The 20,829-nt window shown below is 65.6% G+C and carries 17 protein-coding genes; 10 read left to right on the top strand and 7 right to left on the bottom strand.

Translation table 11 applies throughout. The features are described from left to right. Positions 1-37 precede the first annotated feature (37 nt). Together CAF53_RS05275 and CAF53_RS05270 are read right to left on the bottom strand one after the other, a co-directional pair. Entirely contained in the window at positions 38-1,204 is a 1,167-nt protein-coding gene (locus CAF53_RS05275) for a pyridoxal phosphate-dependent aminotransferase (protein WP_046766188.1), read from the bottom strand. A gap of 120 nt (positions 1,205-1,324) precedes the next feature. Beyond that, complete coding sequence (locus CAF53_RS05270; RefSeq protein ID WP_100237511.1) at positions 1,325-2,482, bottom strand: pyridoxal phosphate-dependent aminotransferase; 1,158 nt, start codon at positions 2,480-2,482, stop codon at positions 1,325-1,327. A gap of 151 nt (positions 2,483-2,633) precedes the next feature. Between CAF53_RS05270 and ptsP the strand changes: the two genes are divergently transcribed. The 10 genes from ptsP to CAF53_RS05220 all read left to right on the top strand — a co-directional run bounded on the left by ptsP (position 2,634) and on the right by CAF53_RS05220 (position 14,155). Then, entirely contained in the window at positions 2,634-4,910 is a 2,277-nt protein-coding gene (gene ptsP, locus CAF53_RS05265) for a phosphoenolpyruvate--protein phosphotransferase (RefSeq protein WP_100237510.1), read from the top strand. 82 nt (positions 4,911-4,992) lie between these two features. Continuing rightward, positions 4,993-5,883 carry a helix-turn-helix domain-containing protein gene (locus CAF53_RS05260; protein WP_100237509.1) on the top strand — a complete coding sequence of 297 codons (891 nt, stop codon included), beginning with the start codon at positions 4,993-4,995 and terminating at the stop codon, positions 5,881-5,883. Between the two features lie 102 nt (positions 5,884-5,985). Beyond that, on the top strand, positions 5,986-6,912 hold the full coding sequence (locus CAF53_RS05255; RefSeq protein WP_100238700.1) for a hypothetical protein: 927 nt from the start codon (positions 5,986-5,988) through the stop codon (positions 6,910-6,912). Positions 6,913-6,919: 7 nt separating this feature from the next. Continuing rightward, on the top strand, positions 6,920-7,864 hold the full coding sequence (gene tilS / locus CAF53_RS05250) for a tRNA lysidine(34) synthetase TilS (RefSeq protein ID WP_100237508.1): 945 nt from the start codon (positions 6,920-6,922) through the stop codon (positions 7,862-7,864). A 131-nt stretch (positions 7,865-7,995) separates the two neighbouring features. Next, entirely contained in the window at positions 7,996-8,187 is a 192-nt protein-coding gene (locus CAF53_RS05245; RefSeq protein WP_046766183.1) for a hypothetical protein, read from the top strand. A gap of 75 nt (positions 8,188-8,262) precedes the next feature. Then, positions 8,263-10,212 carry an ATP-dependent zinc metalloprotease FtsH gene (ftsH, locus tag CAF53_RS05240; RefSeq protein ID WP_100237507.1) on the top strand — a complete coding sequence of 650 codons (1,950 nt, stop codon included), beginning with the start codon at positions 8,263-8,265 and terminating at the stop codon, positions 10,210-10,212. Positions 10,213-10,327: 115 nt separating this feature from the next. Continuing rightward, on the top strand, positions 10,328-10,675 hold the full coding sequence (locus tag CAF53_RS05235; RefSeq protein ID WP_046766181.1) for a hypothetical protein: 348 nt from the start codon (positions 10,328-10,330) through the stop codon (positions 10,673-10,675). A gap of 175 nt (positions 10,676-10,850) precedes the next feature. After that, on the top strand, positions 10,851-12,308 hold the full coding sequence (gene guaB / locus CAF53_RS05230) for an IMP dehydrogenase (RefSeq protein WP_046766180.1): 1,458 nt from the start codon (positions 10,851-10,853) through the stop codon (positions 12,306-12,308). Between the two features lie 72 nt (positions 12,309-12,380). Further along, a complete protein-coding gene (locus tag CAF53_RS05225) occupies positions 12,381-13,556 on the top strand; it encodes an RsmB/NOP family class I SAM-dependent RNA methyltransferase (protein WP_100237506.1) in 1,176 nt (391 codons plus the stop codon). 80 nt (positions 13,557-13,636) lie between these two features. Next, the gene (locus CAF53_RS05220; protein WP_100238699.1) at positions 13,637-14,155 is read left to right on the top strand and encodes a tetratricopeptide repeat protein; all 519 of its coding nucleotides are present in this window, start codon (positions 13,637-13,639) and stop codon (positions 14,153-14,155) included. A gap of 65 nt (positions 14,156-14,220) precedes the next feature. Here the strand turns inward: CAF53_RS05220 and CAF53_RS05215 are convergent, their stop codons facing one another. The 5 genes from CAF53_RS05215 to lptD form a co-directional block, all read right to left on the bottom strand. Beyond that, positions 14,221-15,024 carry a transporter gene (locus CAF53_RS05215; protein WP_100237505.1) on the bottom strand — a complete coding sequence of 268 codons (804 nt, stop codon included), beginning with the start codon at positions 15,022-15,024 and terminating at the stop codon, positions 14,221-14,223. A 15-nt stretch (positions 15,025-15,039) separates the two neighbouring features. Continuing rightward, positions 15,040-15,897 carry a 16S rRNA (adenine(1518)-N(6)/adenine(1519)-N(6))-dimethyltransferase RsmA gene (gene rsmA, locus CAF53_RS05210; protein ID WP_046766177.1) on the bottom strand — a complete coding sequence of 286 codons (858 nt, stop codon included), beginning with the start codon at positions 15,895-15,897 and terminating at the stop codon, positions 15,040-15,042. 5 nt (positions 15,898-15,902) lie between these two features. Beyond that, complete coding sequence (pdxA, locus tag CAF53_RS05205) at positions 15,903-16,898, bottom strand: 4-hydroxythreonine-4-phosphate dehydrogenase PdxA (RefSeq protein ID WP_100237504.1); 996 nt, start codon at positions 16,896-16,898, stop codon at positions 15,903-15,905. Between the two features lie 19 nt (positions 16,899-16,917). Further along, a complete protein-coding gene (locus tag CAF53_RS05200; protein WP_100237503.1) occupies positions 16,918-18,303 on the bottom strand; it encodes a peptidylprolyl isomerase in 1,386 nt (461 codons plus the stop codon). An 86-nt stretch (positions 18,304-18,389) separates the two neighbouring features. Next, entirely contained in the window at positions 18,390-20,654 is a 2,265-nt protein-coding gene (gene lptD, locus CAF53_RS05195) for an LPS assembly protein LptD (protein ID WP_100237502.1), read from the bottom strand. Between the last annotated feature and the right edge of the window lie 175 nt (positions 20,655-20,829).

The raw sequence follows: 20,829 nt of genomic DNA, 5'->3' as shown, positions 1-20,829 counted from the left end.
CGCACCGGGCGCCCTTCACCGGGCCCTCTGGGAGGGTTCAGGCCTTGGTGACCTTTTCCACGGCGGAACGGAATTTCGCCATGTCGTCCGCCGAGCCGACGGTGACGCGCGATACCGTCGGCCAGATCGGCCAGTTGCGGCCGATCTGCACCTTTTCCGGGGTAGCGAGAAGCGCCGTCTGGACTTCCTTGGCGGGCTTTTTCCAATCCACCATGAACATGTTCGCCTGGCTGCCGGGCTGGACCATCAGGCCCTTCTTGTTGAGCCAGGCGATCGTTTCCTCGCGGTTGGCGATCATCTCCGCGCGGCGGGCCTTGATCAGGCCGGCTTCGGGATAGACGGCATTGCCGCAGGCCATGGCGGTGATCGACAGGCCGCCCGCCGTCGGGCCGAACAGGCCGATCCGCTTCTGCACTTCCGGGTCCGCGAAGGTCAGGCCCAGGCGAACGCCCGCCATGCCGAACAGCTTCGAGAAGGTCCGCATGACGATCAGGTCCTTGCGGCCCGCTACCAGCTTCGCCGCGCTCGGCGCTTCGGAGAAGTGAATATAGGCTTCGTCGACCAGCAGCACCGAATCCTTGGGCTTGTTGGCGAGCAGCCATTCGATGTCGGCCAGCGGCGTAACGGTGCCGGTCGGATTGTTGGGCGTGCAGATATAATAGAGGCCCGCATTGGGATTGGCGGCCAGCATGGCCTTGACGTCATGGCCCTTGCCGATGGCCTGGGGCGCCTTGGCAATGGGCGCGTTCATATAGTCGGCGGTACGCCAAGCGGATTCGAAGGTCGGATCGGCGGTGACCAGACCCTTGGTCGGCGAGCAGAAGGCCGCGACCGTGCTGACCAGCGGGCCGCCGGAACCGGGCCACAGCATGACGTGCGATTCAGGGATGCCCTCCACCTTGGCGATGGTCGCGACCAGATCGCCCTTGTAATTGTCGGGGTCATACCAGTTGCCGAGCGCGGCGGCCCTCGCGGCGGCCTGAACGCCGGGTTCGAAGGGGCCGGTCCAGCATTCGTTGGAACCGATGCGCACTGCGCCCTTGATCCCGCGCGCGGCCTGCTGCTGCGCGAAAGCGGGCTGGATCAGCAATGAATTGGCGGCGGCGCCGGCGGCCATCAGCGCGGACAGCTTGCCGATCGTGCGGCGTGAATAACCCCGTTCGAGCAGGTCTTCGCGGGCGTCCTTTTCCAACATCATGGTCATGTCGTCTGTTCCCCTTGTTGTTCCAAAACTGCGCCTATTCCGAAGGGGGAAACGAAAGGGGCGGCACATTTCCACAATGCGCCGCCCCGGAAATTTTGAATTTTATGCGTGGGTTCGGGCTCAGGCCTTCCAAACCTTGTCGACGGCATCGCAGAAAGCCTTCATCTCCTCCGCCGAACCGACCGATATGCGCGAGACATTGGGCCAGATCGGCCAGTTGCGGCCGATCTGCACCTTTTCCGCGAGGATCGCGGCCTGCATGTCCTTGGCGGGCTTGCCCCAATCGACCATGAACATATTGGCCTGGCTGCCGGGAATGACCTTGATACCCTTCTTCTTGAGATGGGTGATCGCCATTTCGCGGGCGGCGACCATTTCGGCGCGGCGCTGCTTGATGAGGTCGGCCTGTGCCACCGACACCGTGCCGCAGGCGACTGCGGTCATCGGCAGCATCGCCGTCACCTGTCCGCCGTCATAGCGCATCATCTTTTCCATGATAGCAGGGCTGGAGAAGGTGAGGCCCAGGCGCATGCCCGCCATGCCGAACAGCTTGGAGAAGGTGCGCAGGATCAGCACGTCGTCACGGGTCGCCGCCATCTTCGCGGCATTGGGGCCGTCGAACCAGTGGATATAGGCTTCGTCGACGACCAGGATCGCGTCCTTGGGCTTGTTGTCGGCCAGCCACTGGATATCGGCCAGCGGCGTCATCGTGCCGGTCGGATTGTTGGGCGAGCAGATATAATAGACCCCCGCATTGGGATCGGCCGCCAGCATCGCCTTCACGTCGTGAGCGTAATCCTTGGTGAGCGGCACCTTCGTCACCTTGGCGCCCAGCCAGTCGCCGGTGCGCCAGATCGCTTCATAGGCTGGGTTGCCGGTCACGATGCCGCGCGTGGGCGAGGCATAGGCAACGGCGACGCGGCTGAGCGGGTCGCTGGAGCCCGGCCAGGCGGTGATGCGGTCTGCCGGGATGCCCTCCGCGGCGGCGACGGCGGCGAACAGCTTGGCATGCTCGTCATTGGGTTCGTAGCGATTGCCTTCCTGCACCAGCTTGAAGGCGGCTTCGGCGGCGATCGGGAAGGGACCGGTCCAGCATTCGTTGGCGCCGATGCGCACCGCGCCTTCGACAGGCTTGGCGGCCTGTTGCGCGGCAGCGCCGACGGCGCGCATCGCGACGGCGCCCGCGCCCAGCAGGGCAGCGACCTTGCCCATCTGGCGGCGGGAATAGCCGCGGTCGATCAGATCCTGTTCGAAGGCTTGGGTGTCGATTTCTGCCATATGCTCGTCTCCCTGACTCGCTGACTTAAGAGATTTTACGGCTGTAGACGAAACTAGGCTCCATTTCCGCCATGTCCATGCAGGGAAAATCCGCCGCAACCGCGCATATTCGCCTTGGAAAGCGGGCGTGCGATCTGTTAGCGCTCATATCATGCCCAGTACGCCCGCCGCCGCCGCCCGACAGATCCTCATCCGTTTGCAGGAAGTCATGGCCGCGCGCACCAGCGCACAAGCGAAGCTCAACAAGGTGGTCGAGATCATCGGCGAGTCCCTGTCGAGCGAGGTCTGCTCCATCTATCTGGTGCGCGAGGGGTTGCTGGAGCTGTTCGCGACCCGGGGTTTGAAACAGGAAGCCGTCCACGTCACCCGCATGGCGATGGGCGAAGGGCTGGTCGGCATGATCGCCACCAATGTCGAGACGCTGAACCTTGATGAAGCGGCCTCCCACCCCGACTACAGCTATCGGCCCGAAACCGGTGAGGAACTGTTCCACAGCTTCGCCGGCGTGCCGATCGTGCGGCGGGAACGGGCGATCGGCGTGCTCTGCGTCCAGCATGTCGAACCCCGCCGCTACGAGGAAGTGGAGATCGAGGCGCTTCAGACCGTGGCGATGGTGCTGTCGGAACTGATCGCCAATGCCGAACTGGCCGATGACGGGCCGCTCGACGCGCGGGTGCAGGATACCGGCACGGCGATCCTGCATGGGCTGCAACTCGTCATGGGCATGGCGCGCGGCCATGCGGTGTTCCACCAGCCGCGTGTCCATATCGAACATACCGTCGCCGAGGATACGGAGGCCGAGCGCCAGCGCGTCATTTCCGCCTTCACCAAGATGCGCGAACAGATCGACCGGATGACCGGCACGGCCGAGTTTGGCACCGAGGGCGAGCATCAGGAGGTTTTGGAAACCTACAAGATGTTCGCCTATGACGAGGGCTGGATCAGGCGCATCAACGAGGCGATCGACAGCGGTCTCACCGCAGAGGCGGCGATCGAGCGCGTGCAGCAGCGCACCCGCATGCGGATGCGCCAGATCGACGATCCGCTGCTCCAGGACCGGATGCACGACCTGGAGGACATGGCGAACCGGCTGCTGCGCATCGTGTCGGGGCAGTTGGGGACGGCGGCGCAACTCGGCTTGCGCCAGGATGCGATCCTGATCGCGCGCAATCTGGGGCCGGCAGAGCTGCTCGAATATGACCGGCGACGGTTGAAGGGCGTCATCCTGGAGGAAGGATCGCTTACCGCCCATGTCACCATCGTCGCGCGGGCCATGGGGGTGCCGGTGTTGGGCCGCGTGCGCGACATCCGCCGTCAGGTGAATGAGGGCGACCTCATCCTGATGGACGTCGCCGACAATAATCTGCTGATCCGCCCGACGCCCGACATGGAGGAGGCGTTCGAGAACAAGCTGCATGTCACGCAGAAGCGCCGGGCCGAATTCGCGGCGATGCGCGACCTGCCTTCCGTCACGACCGACGGGCAGCGGATCGAATTGATGGTGAATGCCGGCCTGCGCGAGGATGCGCAGGCGCTGGATATCGTCGGCGCCGACGGCATCGGCCTGTTCCGCACCGAGTTCCAGTTCCTGGTTTCCGCCACCCTGCCGCAGCGGGAGAAGCAGCAGCGTCTCTATCGCGACGTGCTGGATGCGGCGGGCGACCGGCCGGTGATCTTCCGCACCGTCGACATCGGCGGCGACAAGGCGCTGCCCTACATGTCGCGCGACGATGAGGAGGAGCTGGAGGACAATCCCGCCATGGGCTGGCGCGCGTTGCGGCTGGCGCTGGACCGGGATGGCCTCATGAAGGCGCAGGCCCGCGCATTGCTGGAGGCGGCGGCGGGCAAGGTGCTGCACGTCATGTTCCCGATGGTGTCGGAACCCTGGGAATATGAGCAGGCCAGGGCGCTGGTCGAACATCAGCGCGAATGGCTGGTGGCGCAGAAGAAGAAGCTGCCGGTGGCGATCCGCTATGGCGCGATGCTGGAGGTGCCGGCGCTGGCGGAGGTGCTGGACCTGCTGCTGCCCAAGCTGGATTTCCTGTCGATCGGCACCAACGACCTGACCCAGTTCCTGTTCGCCGCCGACCGCGCCCATCCCAAGCTGGCTGAGCGCTACGACTGGCTGAGCATCGCCATATTGCGCTTCCTCGACCGCGTGGTGCGCACGTGCGAGGCCTATGAGGTGCCGGTTGGCGTCTGCGGCGAGATGGGCGGGCGGACGCTGGAGGCGATGGCCCTGATCGGCCTGGGTGTGCGGCGGTTGTCGATCACCCCGGCTTCGGTCGGGCCGGTCAAGGCGATGATCCGCGCCATCGACGTGGCGGAATTGCGCGCTTTGATGCGCGACCTGCTGGACAAGGGGGTCGTGGATATGCGTGCGGCACTGACCGATTGGGCGGATGAACGGGGTATCGAATTGAATTAACGGGATTGTGGCGGCCTTTTCCGTTCGACCGGGCCGCAAGCGGCGTTGACAATCCCCGTCTCGGAATGAGACACGGAGCAGCATGGCAGAAGAAGTTGAACAGGAACCCGGCGTCGCGGCGCCGGAACGGCCAGGCACTCCCGGCGCACGCCTACGCGCCGCGCGGGAGGCGCAAGGCCTGTCGATACAGGATGTCGCGACCCGCACCCGCATCGCCCAGCGGCAGTTGGAGGCGATCGAGCGGGACGATTATGCCGCTCTGCCCGGCATTCCCTATGCGGTCGGCTTCGCCCGCGCCTATGCGCGCGCCATCGACGTGGACGAGGTGGCGATCGCGGCCGACGTGCGCAATGCCGTGCATAATTCGGATATGGGCGCGAACCGTTACGAGGCCTTCGAACCGGCCGATCCGGCGCGGGTGCCTTCGCGCATGTTGGCCTGGACGGCGGCGGCGATCGTCGTGATCCTGGTGGCGGGCTTCGCGGTGTGGCGCACGCAGGTCATGACGCCGCCCACGACCGAGGAAATCGCCGCGCAGCAGACCGCGCCAGCCCCCGCCGCGGCCAAGCCGGCCGCGGGCACGCAGCCCGCCGCGCCGGTGGTCCAGACGGTCGTCTTCACCGCCAATGACGATGTATGGCTGCGCATCTATGACGAAACGGGCGAGCGGCTCAAGGACGGCCTGATGAAGAAGGGCGAAAGCTTCACCCTTCCCGCCAATGCGCGCAATCCGATGATCCTGACCGGGCGTCCGCAGGCACTGACGGTGACGGTGGGTGGCAAGCCGGTGGCTCCGCTGGGGGCGCCGGACCGCACCATATCCGACGTGCCGGTCAATGCGGAGGCCTTGTTGGCCCGCGCTGCTCCCGCCTCCCAGGTGACGGCGCCGGTTCCGCCTGCTGCATCGGCGCAGCCCGCACCGGCACCCGCCGTGCCCGCGCCCGTGCCCGTCGCGCCTGCCGCGAACGATTGAGGCGACAAGCAGGAGCGCTTCGGCGTCCGGCGGTCAATGTCGTGCTTTACCGCGCGAAATCTCGCCTTATGGTTAAGGATGAATATTTAGTCGGGGATGATCATGCGTAACGCCTTTCTTGCGGGCCCATTGGCGCTGGGCGCGCCTGTGTTGCTCGCGCCTGTACTGCTCGCGTCGGCCTCACCGGTAGCGGCTCAGAATGTCAGCGTCGACGTGCGGGTGGATCGGCTTGAAAAGGAAATGCGCGCGGTGCAGCGCAAGGTGTTTCCGGCGGGCGCGCCGCTGGAGGCCGAGATCACCAGGCCCGCCGCGCCCGCGGTCGTGCCGGGTTCGCCCAGTTCGACGCCGGTGGCGGACCTGACAGCGCGGGTGAACGCGCTCGAATCGCAGCTTGCCTCGATCACCGGGCAGGTCGAGGAAAACGGCTTCAAGCTCAAGCAGTTGGAGGAGGCGTTCAACCGCTACAAGGCCGAGCAGGAAAGCCGGGCTGCGCCGGTGGTCGTGCCCCCAGCCACGCGTCCAGCCGATCCCGCGCCCGCCGCGACCCGGCCAAGCACGCCAAAGCCGGCCGCCGCGACGGGCGCGAGCGAGGACCGCAAGACCGCCGTCGCCGCGATCGAGCGGCCCTCGACCGGCAATGAAGCCGACGACGCCTACACCTACGGCTTCCGCCTGTGGGGCGCGAAATTCTATCCCGAGGCGCAGACGCAGCTCAAATCGACGGTCGACAAGTTCGGCACCTCTTCGGTGGCGAGCAAGGCGGCTAACCTGCTCGGCCGTGCCTATCTGGACGACGGCAAGCCGGCATTGGCCTCCGTTGCCTTCTATGAAAATTACCAGAAGCGGCCCAAGGGCGACCGTGCGGCCGACAGCCTCGCCTATCTGGGCGAAGCGCTGATCCAGCTCAAGAAACCCGCCGATGCCTGCAAGGTCTATGCGGAACTGGAGCAGGTCTATGGCGGCAGCCTGTCGGCCAGCCTGCGCGGCATGATGGACAAGGGCCGTGCCAGGGCGAAGTGCAGCGCCTGAAGGCCCCATGGCTGAAGGCGGCCTTGAAACGCACCTGAAGCAGGCGATCGGGGCGCTGGTGGGGGATACTGCCGACGCGCGTTTCGGCGTCGCGGTTTCGGGCGGACCGGACAGCATGGCCTTGCTGGACCTCATGGCCCGCCTTTTCGTCGGGCAGGTGGAGGCAGCGACGGTCGATCATGGCCTGCGCGCGGCGTCCGCTGCGGAGGCGGCGATGGTCGCCGACTGGTGCCGGGATGCCGGGATCGCCCATGCCACGCTGCACCCATCCGGCGCGGTGCGGGGCAATGTGCAAAGCTGGGCGCGGGCGCAGCGCTATGCCTTGCTGGAGGGCTGGCGGACCGAGCGCGGGCTGGACTGGCTGCTGACCGCGCATCATGCCGATGACCAGTTGGAAACGCTGCTGATGCGGCTCAACCGGGGCGCGGGTGTCGGCGGCCTGGCCGGGGTGCGGGCGCGGCAGGGCGTCGTGCTGCGGCCCTTATTGGCTCTGCGCAAGTCCGACCTGCTGGATCATGTGAAGGAGAGGAGGCTGCCTTTTGCGGAAGATCCGTCAAACAGCGATCCGCGTTTCGATCGGGCTGCGCTGCGGACGGCTCTGGCTGGGGTAGACTGGATCGATGCGGAGGCGGTCGGCCGCAGCGCCACGGCGCTGGCGGAGGCCGAAGAGGCGCTCGGCTGGACGGTGGACGGGCTGGCGGCCCGCTATGTCCTGCCCGACGGCGAGGGATGGGTGTTGAACCGGACCGACCTGCCGCGCGAATTGTTGCGCCGTCTGGTGCTGCTGATGATGGATCGCCTGGTGCCAGAGGCCGCCACGCCGCGTGGTGAGGCTCTGGATCGGGCGATTGCCGCCGCCCGTGCGGGGGCGAAGATCAGCCTGGGACGCGTGGTGTTGAAGGGCGGGCCGTGTTGGACCATGCGGATCGCTCCCCCACGACGATGGCAATGACGGTCGTTACGGAAAAGTTCCACGGGCCACCGCGCGACTCCCACAATCCGTCGAATTGATAGGGCGCAATGACCTTTCCTTAACGCCTATGCTGGTTAATGAGGATGCAAGAGCGTGGGAATTTTCGATTCATGGTGGAATTCGCGGCACTGACTTATGGTCTGCTGGCCAGTGTCATCCTTTCGGCGGCGCAGCGTAACCGGCGGCTGGCACTGCCGCATCCGCCGATGTTGCTTTGCACGGGCTATCTGCTGTGCGGCCTTTCCGCGGGGATCGCGGTGATCCTGGCCTATATTGCCCTGTCGCAATTTGTCGGCGGGTGACGGCCGGCCTGCGGGCGACACATGCTTGCGATTTTGCCGCGGCATCCTATCTTGCCGGGTGAAAGAGAGTGGTGAATGAACGACGAGAAGGACCCGCAGGGTAATCCCTGGATCAAGAGCGCGATGATTTGGGCAGGGGTGATTGTCGCCCTTCTGCTGTTCGTGTCGATGTTCGACAGCCGCACGGCGTCGAGCGCCGGGACCGGCATCGCCTATTCCGAATTCCGCGCCAAGGTGCAGGAAGGGCAGGTCAAGGACGTCGCCGTCGCCACCGACCGCATCACCGGCACGCTGTCGAGTGGGCAGAAATTCAGCACGGTTCCGGTGAACGATCCGGGCCTCACCGGCCTGCTGGACGACTATAATGTCAAATATTCCGGCCAGGCGGAGGAGCAGCCCAGCTTCTGGATGATCCTGATCTACCAGTCGCTGCCGTTCCTGCTGATTTTGGGCATCGCCTTCTTCGTGCTGCGCCAGATGCAGAAGGGCGGCGGCGCGGGCGGCGCCATGGGCTTCGGCAAGTCCAAGGCCAAGCTGCTGACCGAAAAACATGGCAAGGTGACGTTCGATGACGTTGCAGGCATCGACGAAGCACGCGAGGAATTGCAGGAAATCGTCGAATTCCTGAAGGACCCGAGCAAATTCGCGCGGCTGGGCGGCAAGATTCCCAAGGGCGCGCTGCTGGTCGGTTCGCCCGGTACGGGCAAGACGCTGCTGGCCCGCGCGATTGCGGGCGAGGCGGGCGTGCCCTTCTTCACCATTTCGGGTTCGGATTTCGTCGAGATGTTCGTGGGCGTCGGTGCGTCCCGTGTGCGCGACATGTTCGAGCAGGCGAAGAAGAATGCGCCCTGCATCGTCTTCATCGACGAAATCGACGCGGTCGGCCGCCATCGTGGCGCGGGCCTGGGCAATGGCAATGACGAGCGCGAGCAGACGCTGAACCAGCTGCTGGTCGAGATGGATGGTTTCGAGGCGAATGAAGGCATCATCATCGTCGCGGCGACCAACCGCCCCGACGTGCTGGACCCCGCGCTGCTGCGTCCGGGCCGTTTCGACCGTCAGGTCGTGGTGCCGCGCCCCGACATCGAGGGCCGCGAGAAGATTCTGGCCGTCCATATGAAGAAGGTGCCGTTGGCGCCCGACGTCAATCCGCGCACCATTGCGCGCGGCACGCCGGGCTTCTCGGGTGCTGATCTGGCGAACCTGGTCAACGAAGCGGCGCTGATGGCGGCCCGTCGTGGCAAGCGTCTGGTCGCCATGGACGAGTTCGAGGCGGCCAAAGACAAGGTCATGATGGGCAGCGAGCGCCGCTCCATGGTCATGACCGACGATGAGAAGAAGATGACCGCCTATCATGAGGCGGGCCATGCCATCGTCGCGGTCCACGAACCGGCGTCCGACCCGATCCACAAGGCGACGATCATCCCGCGCGGCCGCGCGCTGGGCATGGTGATGCGCCTGCCGGAGCGGGACAGCTACAGCTATCACCGGGACAAGATGCACGCGAACATGGCCGTTGCCATGGGCGGCCGCGTTGCCGAGGAGATCATCTTCGGTTACGACAAGGTGTCGTCGGGTGCGTCGGGCGATATCCAGTACGCCACCAAGCTGGCGCGCGACATGGTCACCCAATGGGGCATGTCGGACAAGCTGGGGCCGCTGCAATATGAGGAGCAGCAGGGCGAGACCTTCCTCGGTTATTCGCAGAGCCAGCGCGTCCATATGTCGGACGAGACGGCGAAGCTGATCGACAAGGAAATCCGTGGCCTGGTCGAGCAGGGCTATGCAAGGGCGCAGGAAGTGCTGAAGGGTCATGAGGATCAGCTGCACCTGCTCGCTAATGCGATGCTGGAATATGAGACGCTGAGTGGAGAGGAGATCAAGACGCTGCTCGACAAGGGTGAGATCACCCGCGACGACGGCACGACGATCAAGCCTTCGGTGATTCCGGCGGCGGGGTCTTCCATCCCGAAGACGCGGCGGCGCAAGGGGCCGTTCGGTGATCCGACGCCCGCCGGGGCCTGATATATTCGGGTTGACAGGGAAAAGGGGCGCTGCCGGGAGGTGGTGCCCTTCTTCGTCTATCGGGCGCGGGAGAGGCACGATTGCGACGGCAGCCTTGGTGCGATAGGGGCGGAGCATGGCCAAAGCTGACCGACTTGAACGCATGGACGTCCGCCGTCTGGAATTGGAGGCCGACTATCGCGCCGCGCTGCTGGAGGCGTTGCGGGTCACGGCTTCGGGTAAATGGGGTCTTTTCGATCATAATGGCGATCGTGCGGCCCGCGCGGCGACCGCGCCCGTCATCGCTCATCTGGCGGAAATCGGCGAAGCGATCGATGATCTGCGCGAACAGTTGATGATGGAGCCGTTCGCGTTGCAGCAGCAATTTCTCGCGGCACGCGGTCCGGTCAGCGCGCATGCCGTTGGCGAACCCAAACAGGCGCAGCTCTGGCTGGATCGACTGGCAAGCGAGAGCGACGGTTGAAGCGGAAAGGTCGGCCGGTGACGGACGCCTCATCCTGTGCTGCCGGGCAGATCCGACGCATCGCGCAATAAAATGCCCCAAGGGGTCTGGTCGTTTTCCTGCTTAATGGTTACATGGGCCGCCACGAATCCCCAGCGGCCTGCCCCCGGCCCGCGCAGCAGAAAGTGGCTTTCACATGGATATCCGCCTCGGCCTCACCTTCGACGACGTGCTGTTGCAGCCCGCCGAATCCGATGTGTTGCCCAGCCAGGCGGACACCAGCACCCATGTGACCCGCGAGATCAAGCTCAACATCCCGATCCTCTCCTCCGCCATGGACACGGTGACGGAAGCCGACATGGCGATTGTCATGGCGCAACTGGGCGGGATCGGCGTGCTCCACCGCAACCTGTCGGTCGAGGAGCAGGCTGATGCGGTGCGCGCGGTCAAGCGTTTCGAAAGCGGCATGGTGGTCAATCCCATCACCATCACCCCCAATGCGACGCTGGCCGATGCCCAGATGCTGATGGCGCGCCACAAGATCAGCGGCATTCCGGTGGTCGAGGCGTCGGGCAAGCTGGTCGGCATCGTCACCAACCGCGACGTGCGCTTTGCCGAAAACCCCACCCAGCCGGTCAGCGAGCTGATGACGCATGACAACCTCGCCACCGTGAAGGCTGGCGTGGGCCAGGACGAGGCGATGCGCCTGCTGCACCAGCGCCGGATCGAAAAGCTGCTGGTGGTGGACGACCATTATCACTGCGTCGGCCTGATCACCGTCAAGGACATCGAAAAGGCCGTCACCTATCCGCAGGCGACCAAGGATGCCTCGGGCCGCCTGCGTGTCGCCGCCGCGTCGACCGTCGGCGACAAGGGGCTGGAGCGCAGCAAGGCACTGATCGACGCGGAATGCGACCTGATCGTCATCGACACCGCCCATGGCCACAGCAAGCAGGTGGCCGTCGCGGTCGAGGCGGTGAAGAAGCTGTCCAACCATGTCCAGGTGGTCGCCGGCAACGTCGCCACTGCCGAAGCGACCAAGGCGCTGATCGGCGCGGGCGCGGACTGCGTGAAGGTCGGCATCGGGCCGGGATCGATCTGCACCACCCGCGTCGTCGCGGGCGTCGGCGTGCCGCAGCTCACTGCCGTCATGGATTCGGCGGAAGAAGCCGCCAAGCAGGGGGTGCCGGTGATCGCGGACGGCGGCCTGCGCACCTCGGGCGACGTGGCGAAGGCGCTGGCGGCGGGCGCAGGCTGCGTCATGGTCGGTTCGCTGCTGGCGGGCACCGCGGAGGCACCTGGCGAAACCTTCCTCTACCAGGGCCGCGCCTATAAGAGCTATCGCGGCATGGGCAGCGTCGGCGCGATGGCACGCGGTTCGGCCGATCGCTATTTCCAGGCGGACATCAAGGACCAGATGAAGCTGGTCCCGGAGGGCATTGAGGGCCAGGTTCCGTTCAAGGGGCCGGCCAAGGATGTCATCCACCAGCTGGTGGGTGGCGTGAAGGCGGCCATGGGCTATACCGGCAGCCGCACGATCAAGGACCTCCAGGAACGCGCCCGTTTCGTCCAGATCACCAATGCGGGTCTGTCGGAAAGCCATGTGCATGACGTCACGATCACCCGCGAGGCGCCCAATTATCCGACGCGCTGAAGCCTTGCGCGCGACGGTGGGTACCGGTTTTCCGTACCATGTGCTGCTGCGGCAAAACCGGGCTGCCGTCATATGACGCCTTCCGCGCGGGTGCAGGCCGCGATCGATTTGCTGGACGCCATCATCGCCTCCGCGCGGGACGGCGGACCGGCGGCGGATACCCTGATCGCCCGCTATTTCAAGGAACGCCGCTATGCCGGGTCGCGCGACCGGCGGGCGGTGCGCGACCATGTCTATGACGCGGTGCGCCGGGTGGCGGAGCGGCCCGTCGACGGACGCGCGGCCATGGTGGGGCTGGCGAGCGAACGGCCCGAACTGGCTGCCTTGTTCGATGGGTCCACCCATGCGCCTGCGCCGATCGCGATCGCGGAGACGGGAGCCCCGCCGGGTATCGTGCCGGCCTGGATCGAACCGTTGCTGGCCGCGCCGGTGGAGCGGAATGCGCTTCTCGGCCGGGCGCCGGTCGATCTGCGCGTCAACCGGCTCAAGGCCACGCCAGCCGGGGTCGCGCCCTGCTTTCCCGATGCGGTGGAACTTGCGGGATTGCCCGATGCGCTGCGTCTGCCCGAAGGTGCGCCGGTCGAGCAGAGCGACCCCTGGAAACAGGGGCTGGTCGAAGTGCAGGACGCGGGAAGCCAGCTCATCTCGGCGGCCTGCGCGGTCCGGCCGGGCATGACCGTGATCGATCTGTGCGCTGGGGCGGGCGGCAAGACATTGGCGCTGGCAAGTGCGATGGCGGGCAAGGGCACGCTGATTGCGGCCGACACCATCCGTTCGCGTCTGGCCCGGCTCGGCCCCCGCGCCGAGCGGGCAGGGGCAACCTTCATCGAAACGCTGCTGCTCGATCAGGGCCATGAGGCGGGCGCGCTGGCACGCCTTCATGGGCGGGCGGATGTCGTGCTGGTCGATGCGCCCTGTTCGGGCACGGGGACCTGGCGACGCAACCCGGAGGCGCGCTGGCGGCTGACGCCCGCCCGGCTCGACCGGTTGGCGGCGGAGCAGGCGCGGATTCTGGATTTTGCCGCGCCCTTGCTGGCACCGGGTGGCGCATTGGTCTATGCTACCTGCGCGCTGACGGACCGGGAGGGGCGGGATCAGGTGCGGGCATTTCTGAACCGGCATGACGGATGGACCGTCGAACCGCTGACGGCCGTCCTCGGGCGGTCCCATGGCGACGGAAGGCTGCTGACGCCGGGGCATGATGGCACCGACGGTTTCTATTTCGCCCGGTTGCGACGAATGCCGTGAAAGAGGTCATGGACAAGCGGGCGCAAAATCGCGACACTTCCGGGCTGGAATCAACGCCTGAAACATGGCTGGAGTTGTGCATGCGCTTTACCCCTGCTTCGATTGCTCTCGCTGTCCTGCTGACCACCGTTTCCAGCGCGGGCCTTTCGCAGCGGCCGGATTCGCAGATTTCACCGCTGTCGGTCGAATGGCAGAAGGCGGGTGAGGCCGCGCGCAAGGCGGGCAATTATCAGGGCGCGACCGATGCGCTGGAAAGCGCGCTGGCCGTCGATCCGCGCAATCGCATCGCCTATATCGAGTTGGCGCAGGTCGCACGGGCGCAGGGTTTGCAGGGCAAGGCGATCCGTCTCTACCGCGAGGCGTTGCTGCTGGAACCCAACGATGTCGCCGCGCTGGTGGGCCAGGGTGAAGCCATGGTCGAGAAGGGCGCCATCGCCAAGGCGAAGGAAAATCTCGCCCAGGCACAGAGCCTGTGTAAACAGGGTTGCGCGGCCGTCGGGCAATTGGCTGCGGCGATCGAGAAGGGGCCGCCTGCTACGGTCCTGAGCGCCAAGGATGTTGTTCCCGCCCCCAAGGCGCAGGCCACGGAAACGCCGTGATGCAGCGGATGGGAAAGGCGTGGGCTTCCTGCCTTTCCAAACAACTTCGCCTGCTATCTGTTGTCCTAAAAGCGGCGTGATACGCCGATATAGGCTTCCGCGTCGGGGCTGGCATGATTGAGGCCGAAATTGGCGCCTGCGTCGAGCATCCATGACGCGCCCGGCTGGAACGATAGCGAGAGGGACGTCAGCGCCTGGGTCGATGGGCCGGCAGGATCGCGATCGTGGATGGCCTGCATTTCCACAGAGACATTGACCTGTTTGTCGAGGTCGACGGACAGACCGGCCGCGCTGCCATAAGCGAGATGACGGCCATGGCCGTCCCCGTCGGGGGCCGCGTCGATTTCGGGCGTGGCGATGAGGCTGATGTCCTCTGTCAGCGCATAGCTGGCCGGGATCAGCAGGGAAGCGCTCCATGTGCCGTCACTGACGTCGTGGCTGCCCGTCGGCAGCGTGATGCCCGGGGCGATCGCCAGCGAGAAGCCGCTTCCGTCGGGATGGAATAGCGCATGCTTGACGCCGACGCTCAAATCTCCGGTGCCTGAGGCATGGTTGCGGTCGCCACTGATCCGGTCATGCTCGCTTTGCCGGATGAAAGCGGTCCAGCTCGCACGCAGCTCGGTGTTGCCGTCCAGCCCGTAGCGCCATTCGGTATCGCCCAGTGAAAGGGTTGTGGTGGACTGGGCGGCGTCGCGGTCGCGGGTCCAGTCCGCAAGCCCCATTTCGATCTGGACATGTCCCTTGTCGAGGATGCAGGGCGGTGTATCGAGGCCGGGCCGTTCCGGGCAGAGGTCGCGCAATTGCGCCCGGACAGCCGTTGGAAGAAGGGCCATGCCGAGGAGCGTCAGCGGAGCGATTCTGGCGATCATGACACCCCTATCGGTTCAGGATTTACCCATTATACGCGCGACTTCGACAAATTCTCCCACGCTGACGGTTTCGGCGCGGCGCTGCGGGTCGATGCCGATCGCTTCCAGCGCTTCGAGCGCGCCGGGAAGGCCCTTGAGGCTCTGGCGCAGCATCTTGCGGCGCTGGCCGAATGCGGCGGCGGTCAGGCGCTCCAGATGTTTGAGTTGCACGCCTTCGGGAGCGGGCTTGGGGGTGATGTGGACGACCGCCGACATGACCTTGGGCGGCGGGGTGAAGGCGCTGCGGTGGACCTTCATCGCGATGCGGGCGTCGCTGCGCCATTGGGACAGCACGGCCAGGCGGCCATAATGGTCGCCGCCCGGTTTTGCTACGATGCGCTCCGCCACCTCCATCTGGAACATCAGCGTCAGCGTCGACCACCAGGGGAGCGGGGTCCATTCCGCCGAGAGCCAGCCGATCAGCAGGGCGGTGCCGACATTATAGGGTAGGTTGGCGATGATATGCGCGCCGTCACCCGCTTCGGCGCGGGCGTCGACCTGCATGGCGTCGCCGGACAGGACGCGGAGCTGGCCCGGAAAGGCATCGGACAGTTCGGCGAGGGCAGGAAGGCAGCGTTGGTCGCGCTCGACGGCGACCAGCTTCGCGCCCGCGCGCAGGACCGCGCGGGTGAGGCCGCCGGGGCCGGGGCCGACCTCGAAGGCGGGCTGATCCCTGAGCGAACCGGGAATGGCTGCGATGCGGTCCAGCAACTGTTCGTCGAGCAGGAAATTCTGGCCGAGCGCCTTGCTCGCCTGCAAGCCATGAGCGGCGATGACGTCACGCAGTGGTGGGAGCTTGGGCGGCGGGAGCTGGGTGCGGGTATCGGCAGTCATGGGCCTCAGCAACCGGGGGTCAGGCGGGCGCGGGCGGCTTCGGCGGCCATCCTGATCGCCGCCATCATCGCGCCGGGATTGGCGCTGTCCTGGCCCGCTATGCCAAAGGCCGTGCCATGGTCGGGCGAGGTGCGCACGATGGGTAGGCCCAGGGTGATGTTGACGCCCTCATCGAAATTCAGCGTCTTGATCGGGATCAGCGCCTGGTCGTGATACATGCAGAGCGCCGCGTCATAGGTTTCGCGGGCGCGTATGTGGAACAGCGTATCGGCGGCGAGGGGACCGGTAATGTCATAGCCCTCGGCCTGAAGTGACTCCACCGCTGGCCGGATGATGTCGATCTCCTCCCGGCCCAGCGCACCGCCTTCGCCGGCATGGGGGTTGAGACCGGCGACGACGAGGCGCGGGCGGCCTATGCCGAAATTGCGCTGGAGCCCCTTGGCGGTGGTGATCGCGCGGGCGCGGATCAGGTCGATCGTGAGGACGGAGGGGACATCGGCCAGCGGGATATGGATGGTGATCGGCACGACCTTCAGCGACGGCCCGGCCAGCATCATCACCGCATTGTGCGGCGCGACGCCGCAGCGTTCGGCGATGAACTCTGTCTGGCCCGGATGGGTGAAGCCGACGCCGTAAAGCTGTTCCTTGCCCACGGGGGCGGTGACGATGCCCGCCGCCGATCCGCTGCGCGCAAGGCCGACCGCGACTTCCAGCGCCTGGAAGGCGGTGCGTGCGCCGTCGATGCTGGGCGTGCCGGGCATGATGTCTCCCGCGTCCGCGACTTGCAGGCAGGGGAGGGCGGTGTCGAAGACATCGGCCGCCTCCTCCGGCGTGCTGACTGTCTGGACCGGTCCGAGCCAGACCGCGCGCAACGACGCGGCGTCACCCACGGCGAAGAAGGGCGGCAGGCCGCGCGCCTCCCGCATCACCCAGCTCTTGGCGACGATTTCCGGGCCGATGCCCGCCGGATCACCGAGCGACACGGCGAAGGGCGGCCCCATTGCCTGGGGGTCCGCCGGATCAGTTATAGTCGATGACGGCATCGCGGCGAAGGTCGCGCAGGTAGATGCGGGCGCGCTTGTTCACCCGTTCTTCCTCAAGCTGCGCCATGATCTGTTCGGCATTGGGCGCGGCAGCGGAGGATGCTTCGTCACGGCCGCAGACGACCAGCACGCGCACACCGTCCGCGATCGAGCCGAAGGGCGGCGTCGCCTCACCCACCTGGAGGTTGAGCAAAATGTCCTGCAACTGCGGCGGCAGGTCGCGCAGCTTCACATTGTCGTTGTCGACCACGTCGGCGCCGATCTTGCCGCCCAGCTCATTGGCCTGGCCGCAGCCCTTGATCGTCTTGACCTGCGCGGCGAAGGCGGCGGCCCTAGTGCTCGCCTGTTCCTTGGTGGTGCCGGCGGGGAAGCTGACGGAAAGCTGCTTGAGGCTGAGCAGGGCGTCGCGCGGGTCGGCGGTCAGCACCTTGCGCTTGTCCATGACATAGATGACCGACACGCCGCCGGGCACGCTGATGGGGCCGGCGATCTGGCCGACCTGCATCTCGTTCGCGGCCTGCGCCAGTTCATCGGGCAACTGTGCCGGGCGGACCCAGCCCAGATCGCCGCCGACCGCAGCGGTCGAGGCTTCGGAAAATTGCCGCGCATAGGCGGCGAAGCTGCCGCCCTGCTTGATCTGTTCGATGATGTTGCGGGCGTTGGCGACGATCTGCTGCTGGTTTTCCGGCGTGGCCGACAGGTAGATCTCACCGATGCGGAACTCGTCGCTGCCCTTGGCCGCGTTCATGCGGTCGACCACCGACTTCACCTCATCCTCCGACACGTTGACGAAGGGCTGGATGTTGCGGCGGAGCAGGCGGCTCCAGGCCAGTTCGCCCTCGATCTGCCGCTTGATGCTGGCGGACGCGCTGCCCTGCTGACGCAGATACTGGTCGAACTGGGCGGGCGACTGGCGGAAATTGGCCGCGACCCGCTCATAGCTTTGTTCGATCTCGGCCTTGTCGACCTTGATGTCGTTGGCGGCGGCTTCCTGGATCTGGAGCGTCTCGTCGATCAGGTTGCGCAGAACCTGGACGCGAAGCCGCTCCTTCTCCTCGTCCGACACCTTGCCGCCATTGGCGGTGATGATCAGGGCCAGGCGCTGGTCGACATCCGTGCCGGTGATGATGCGGCCGTTGACGATGGCGGTCGCCTTGCGGACATTGGGATCGCTCTTGCCGAAGATCGTCACATCCTTGGGCAGGTTGAGCTGCTGCGAGGCGACGGCATCGTCGTCGCCCACCGTCTGGGCGGCTACGCCATGCACTCCTGTCGCCAGCAGGGCGGAAGACAGGAACAGGGTGCGCAGGCCCTTGGTGGCCGTGCTGCCAAGGCGGGAAAACGGGAAAACGACAGGCTGCATCGTCGACAAAACTCTCCAATCGGTTCGGCACGAGATGCGCCGATCCGCCTTAACCGGCCCTGAGCAGGAAGCGGGAAGGCTGATCCTTATATGCCAATATTGCGAAAAGCCAGCCGAAGCTGGAAGCTGTTGCCCTTTCGTGCGTCACCCAGCACCTGATAGTCGCGCCGCCAGGTGAGGCCGAGCGTCAGGCAGTCATCTTCATAGGCGATGCCGAGGCGATGGCGTACGGGTTCATAGCCGTCCGCCATGCTCAGCGGATCTTCCTTCGCATCGGTGAGGTCGATGACGGTCGAGCCGAACACCGACCAGAAACGCGCGAACTGGATTCGGCCTCCCAGGCGCAGTTCCTCACGGTCCTGCAAATCCTCCAGATTGAGGTTGGCATCGCGGTTGAGCCTCAGATAACCGACCATCGCGTAGGTCTTCTTGCTGCCGATGGTCGCGTCGATTTCATTGCGGCGGACGGCCAGCTTGTCCTTGTCCACGCGGAAACGGTGGGTGAAGCTGATGAAATCCTTGTAGCGGATGGTGGTGCGCCCGACGATGTCGGACAGGCGATCCGCCAGGCCGGTCCCGTCGGGCAGGATGCTCTCGCGGCTGTTGAGGCGATAGCTCTGCCCCACCACGGTCTCCAGCGAGAAGTTCGGCAAGGACAGGCTATATTCCAGGCCATAGGTGACGCGGGTCGAATCCTCGAACCGGTCGTAGCCGGAAAAGCGGTTGAGCGCGAAGAGGTTGCTATCCTCCAGATCGATCGCGCGGGCGTCCTCATTGGGGACGGAAAGGTTGGCGATCTTGGGCGCCGCGACGATCTGGACGCGCGGGGCGATGCGCTGCACGCCGCCAAAGGCTTCTCCCATGAAGGGCCAGCGCATGTCGACCGCCGCCGCCGCGATGCCGCGCGCCTTCCAGCCCGGATCGCCGGCATAGCTCGCCACGCTGCTCAGCAGATTGTCGCTGCTGTGATAGATGTCGCCACGCAAATAGGTGGTGAAGGTCAGTTCCTGCCCCATGCCGGTCAGCTTGCGCAGGTTCCATTCGAAGGCGGCGAAGGCGCGCTGCGTATCCTCGCCATGGGTGCGGGTGATGGCGAGGCTGTTGAGCTGGAACTGGGCCATGCCGCCCAGCCATGGGTCCTTCATGCGCAGGCGGTAATCGATGACGGGCAGCGCGATCGGCTGCTGTCCCTGCGAATCGCCGGAGCGGAGCGTCTGAACCGCCCAGCCGGCAATGGAGAAATAGCTCCTCTCGCCGATCCGTTGCGCATTGAGGGTTGAGCGCAGCCGGTCGTCATTGCTGATGTCGTAGCGGCGCAGGAAGGTCCGGTCGGTCGTGGCGCGAATCGATCCGCCGATGCGCCATTCGGGTGTCAGTTGCAGCGCGCCGCTGGCGTCCAGATAGCCGCGAAAATCCTTCTGCGAGTTTGCGGGGATGGTGGATGCGGCGCCGCTGGTGGCAAGGCGGCTGCCATAGGTGGCGTAGCCCGTGATCTGGTAGGCGCCGCGATCCCACAAATGCCGGTAATTGGTTTCCAGCATCGGTAGCGTGCCGGTGTAGACATGCGGCGTGATGGTGAGGTCGCGATTGGGCGCCAGCTTCAGATAATAGGGCAGGGCGACCTCGAACCCGTTGTTCCGGTCATAGCGCAGGTTCGGCACCAGCAGGCCGCTGCCGCCATTGTCGCCCACCGGATGGGAAAAGCCGGGCAGCGGGATCAGCGGCAGGCCGAACAGCTCGACACTGGCATTGGTATATTTGACGCGGGCCTTCACCGGGTCGTAGACGACCTTCACCGCCTTGATCTGCCAGGTCGGCTCCTTCGGGCAGCCATCATGGTCCTCGACCACGCAGCCGGTATAGGCGGCCTTGTGCAGCGTGTAGACGCCCTTCACCCGCTCGCCATTGGCCGCGGCGAGGCGCCCGCCCGATTGCAGCACCAGCAGCATGTTCTGCACCATGCCGTCCTGAAGGCTGTCGGTGACGTCGAACCGGTCGCCATAGGCGATATTGCCTTCCGGGTCGGTGACGGAAACATTGCCGGTCGCCTCGACCTTTCCCGTATTGCGGTTCCACACGACCTTGTCGGCGCGCAGCCGGTTGCCCTCCCGCAGCAATTGCACATTGCCGCTGGCGGTCACGACCTCGCTGTTGTTGTCATATTCCAGCGCATCGGCGGCAAAGCCGATCTGCTCGTCGCTTTCGGGCACCGGGGCATCGGGGGCGCTGACGGTCGTCTGCGGTTCCTGAAGCTGCTGCGCCGTTGCGTGCGGGACGACGCCCAGACACGAAAAGGCGACGCCCGCGGCCAGGGCCTGTTTGAAACGCAAGGGGAAAGGGGAAATCTGCAAAGGGTGGGGCCTCTTCGGGGGCGCTTTGTTTCCCGCCTATCGCACTGCTTTGCGCGCGCCGCAATCTTTCAAGGCCAGTCTTTTGCCGGAAAATCGGTCGAACGGCTTTGCCAGACGACCGAACCCGCACTATCTGAAGGGATACAGATATAAAGTCTTGCAGGAAATAAAGGAC

Origin of the sequence: Sphingobium sp. LB126 (assembly GCF_002795205.1) — a bacterium.
GTDB lineage: Bacteria > Pseudomonadota > Alphaproteobacteria > Sphingomonadales > Sphingomonadaceae > Sphingobium > Sphingobium chungbukense.
This window is presented reverse-complemented; position numbering and strand designations above follow the sequence as displayed.

What these genes read in the sequence shown, in the direction of transcription:
- ptsP (WP_100237510.1), top strand. Translation starts at nt 2,634, where the DNA reads ATGCCCAGTACGCCCGCCGCCGCCGCCCGACAGATCCTCATCCGTTTG.
- CAF53_RS05200 (WP_100237503.1), bottom strand. Translation starts at nt 18,303, where the DNA reads ATGCAGCCTGTCGTTTTCCCGTTTTCCCGCCTTGGCAGCACGGCCACC.
- CAF53_RS05275 (WP_046766188.1), bottom strand. Translation starts at nt 1,204, where the DNA reads ATGACCATGATGTTGGAAAAGGACGCCCGCGAAGACCTGCTCGAACGG.
- CAF53_RS05220 (WP_100238699.1), top strand. Translation starts at nt 13,637, where the DNA reads ATGCGCTTTACCCCTGCTTCGATTGCTCTCGCTGTCCTGCTGACCACC.
- CAF53_RS05245 (WP_046766183.1), top strand. Translation starts at nt 7,996, where the DNA reads ATGGTGGAATTCGCGGCACTGACTTATGGTCTGCTGGCCAGTGTCATC.
- CAF53_RS05255 (WP_100238700.1), top strand. Translation starts at nt 5,986, where the DNA reads ATGCGTAACGCCTTTCTTGCGGGCCCATTGGCGCTGGGCGCGCCTGTG.
- guaB (WP_046766180.1), top strand. Translation starts at nt 10,851, where the DNA reads ATGGATATCCGCCTCGGCCTCACCTTCGACGACGTGCTGTTGCAGCCC.
- CAF53_RS05225 (WP_100237506.1), top strand. Translation starts at nt 12,381, where the DNA reads ATGACGCCTTCCGCGCGGGTGCAGGCCGCGATCGATTTGCTGGACGCC.
- tilS (WP_100237508.1), top strand. Translation starts at nt 6,920, where the DNA reads ATGGCTGAAGGCGGCCTTGAAACGCACCTGAAGCAGGCGATCGGGGCG.
- CAF53_RS05235 (WP_046766181.1), top strand. Translation starts at nt 10,328, where the DNA reads ATGGCCAAAGCTGACCGACTTGAACGCATGGACGTCCGCCGTCTGGAA.
- ftsH (WP_100237507.1), top strand. Translation starts at nt 8,263, where the DNA reads ATGAACGACGAGAAGGACCCGCAGGGTAATCCCTGGATCAAGAGCGCG.
- CAF53_RS05215 (WP_100237505.1), bottom strand. Translation starts at nt 15,024, where the DNA reads ATGATCGCCAGAATCGCTCCGCTGACGCTCCTCGGCATGGCCCTTCTT.
- pdxA (WP_100237504.1), bottom strand. Translation starts at nt 16,898, where the DNA reads ATGGGGCCGCCCTTCGCCGTGTCGCTCGGTGATCCGGCGGGCATCGGC.
- rsmA (WP_046766177.1), bottom strand. Translation starts at nt 15,897, where the DNA reads ATGACTGCCGATACCCGCACCCAGCTCCCGCCGCCCAAGCTCCCACCA.
- CAF53_RS05270 (WP_100237511.1), bottom strand. Translation starts at nt 2,482, where the DNA reads ATGGCAGAAATCGACACCCAAGCCTTCGAACAGGATCTGATCGACCGC.
- CAF53_RS05260 (WP_100237509.1), top strand. Translation starts at nt 4,993, where the DNA reads ATGGCAGAAGAAGTTGAACAGGAACCCGGCGTCGCGGCGCCGGAACGG.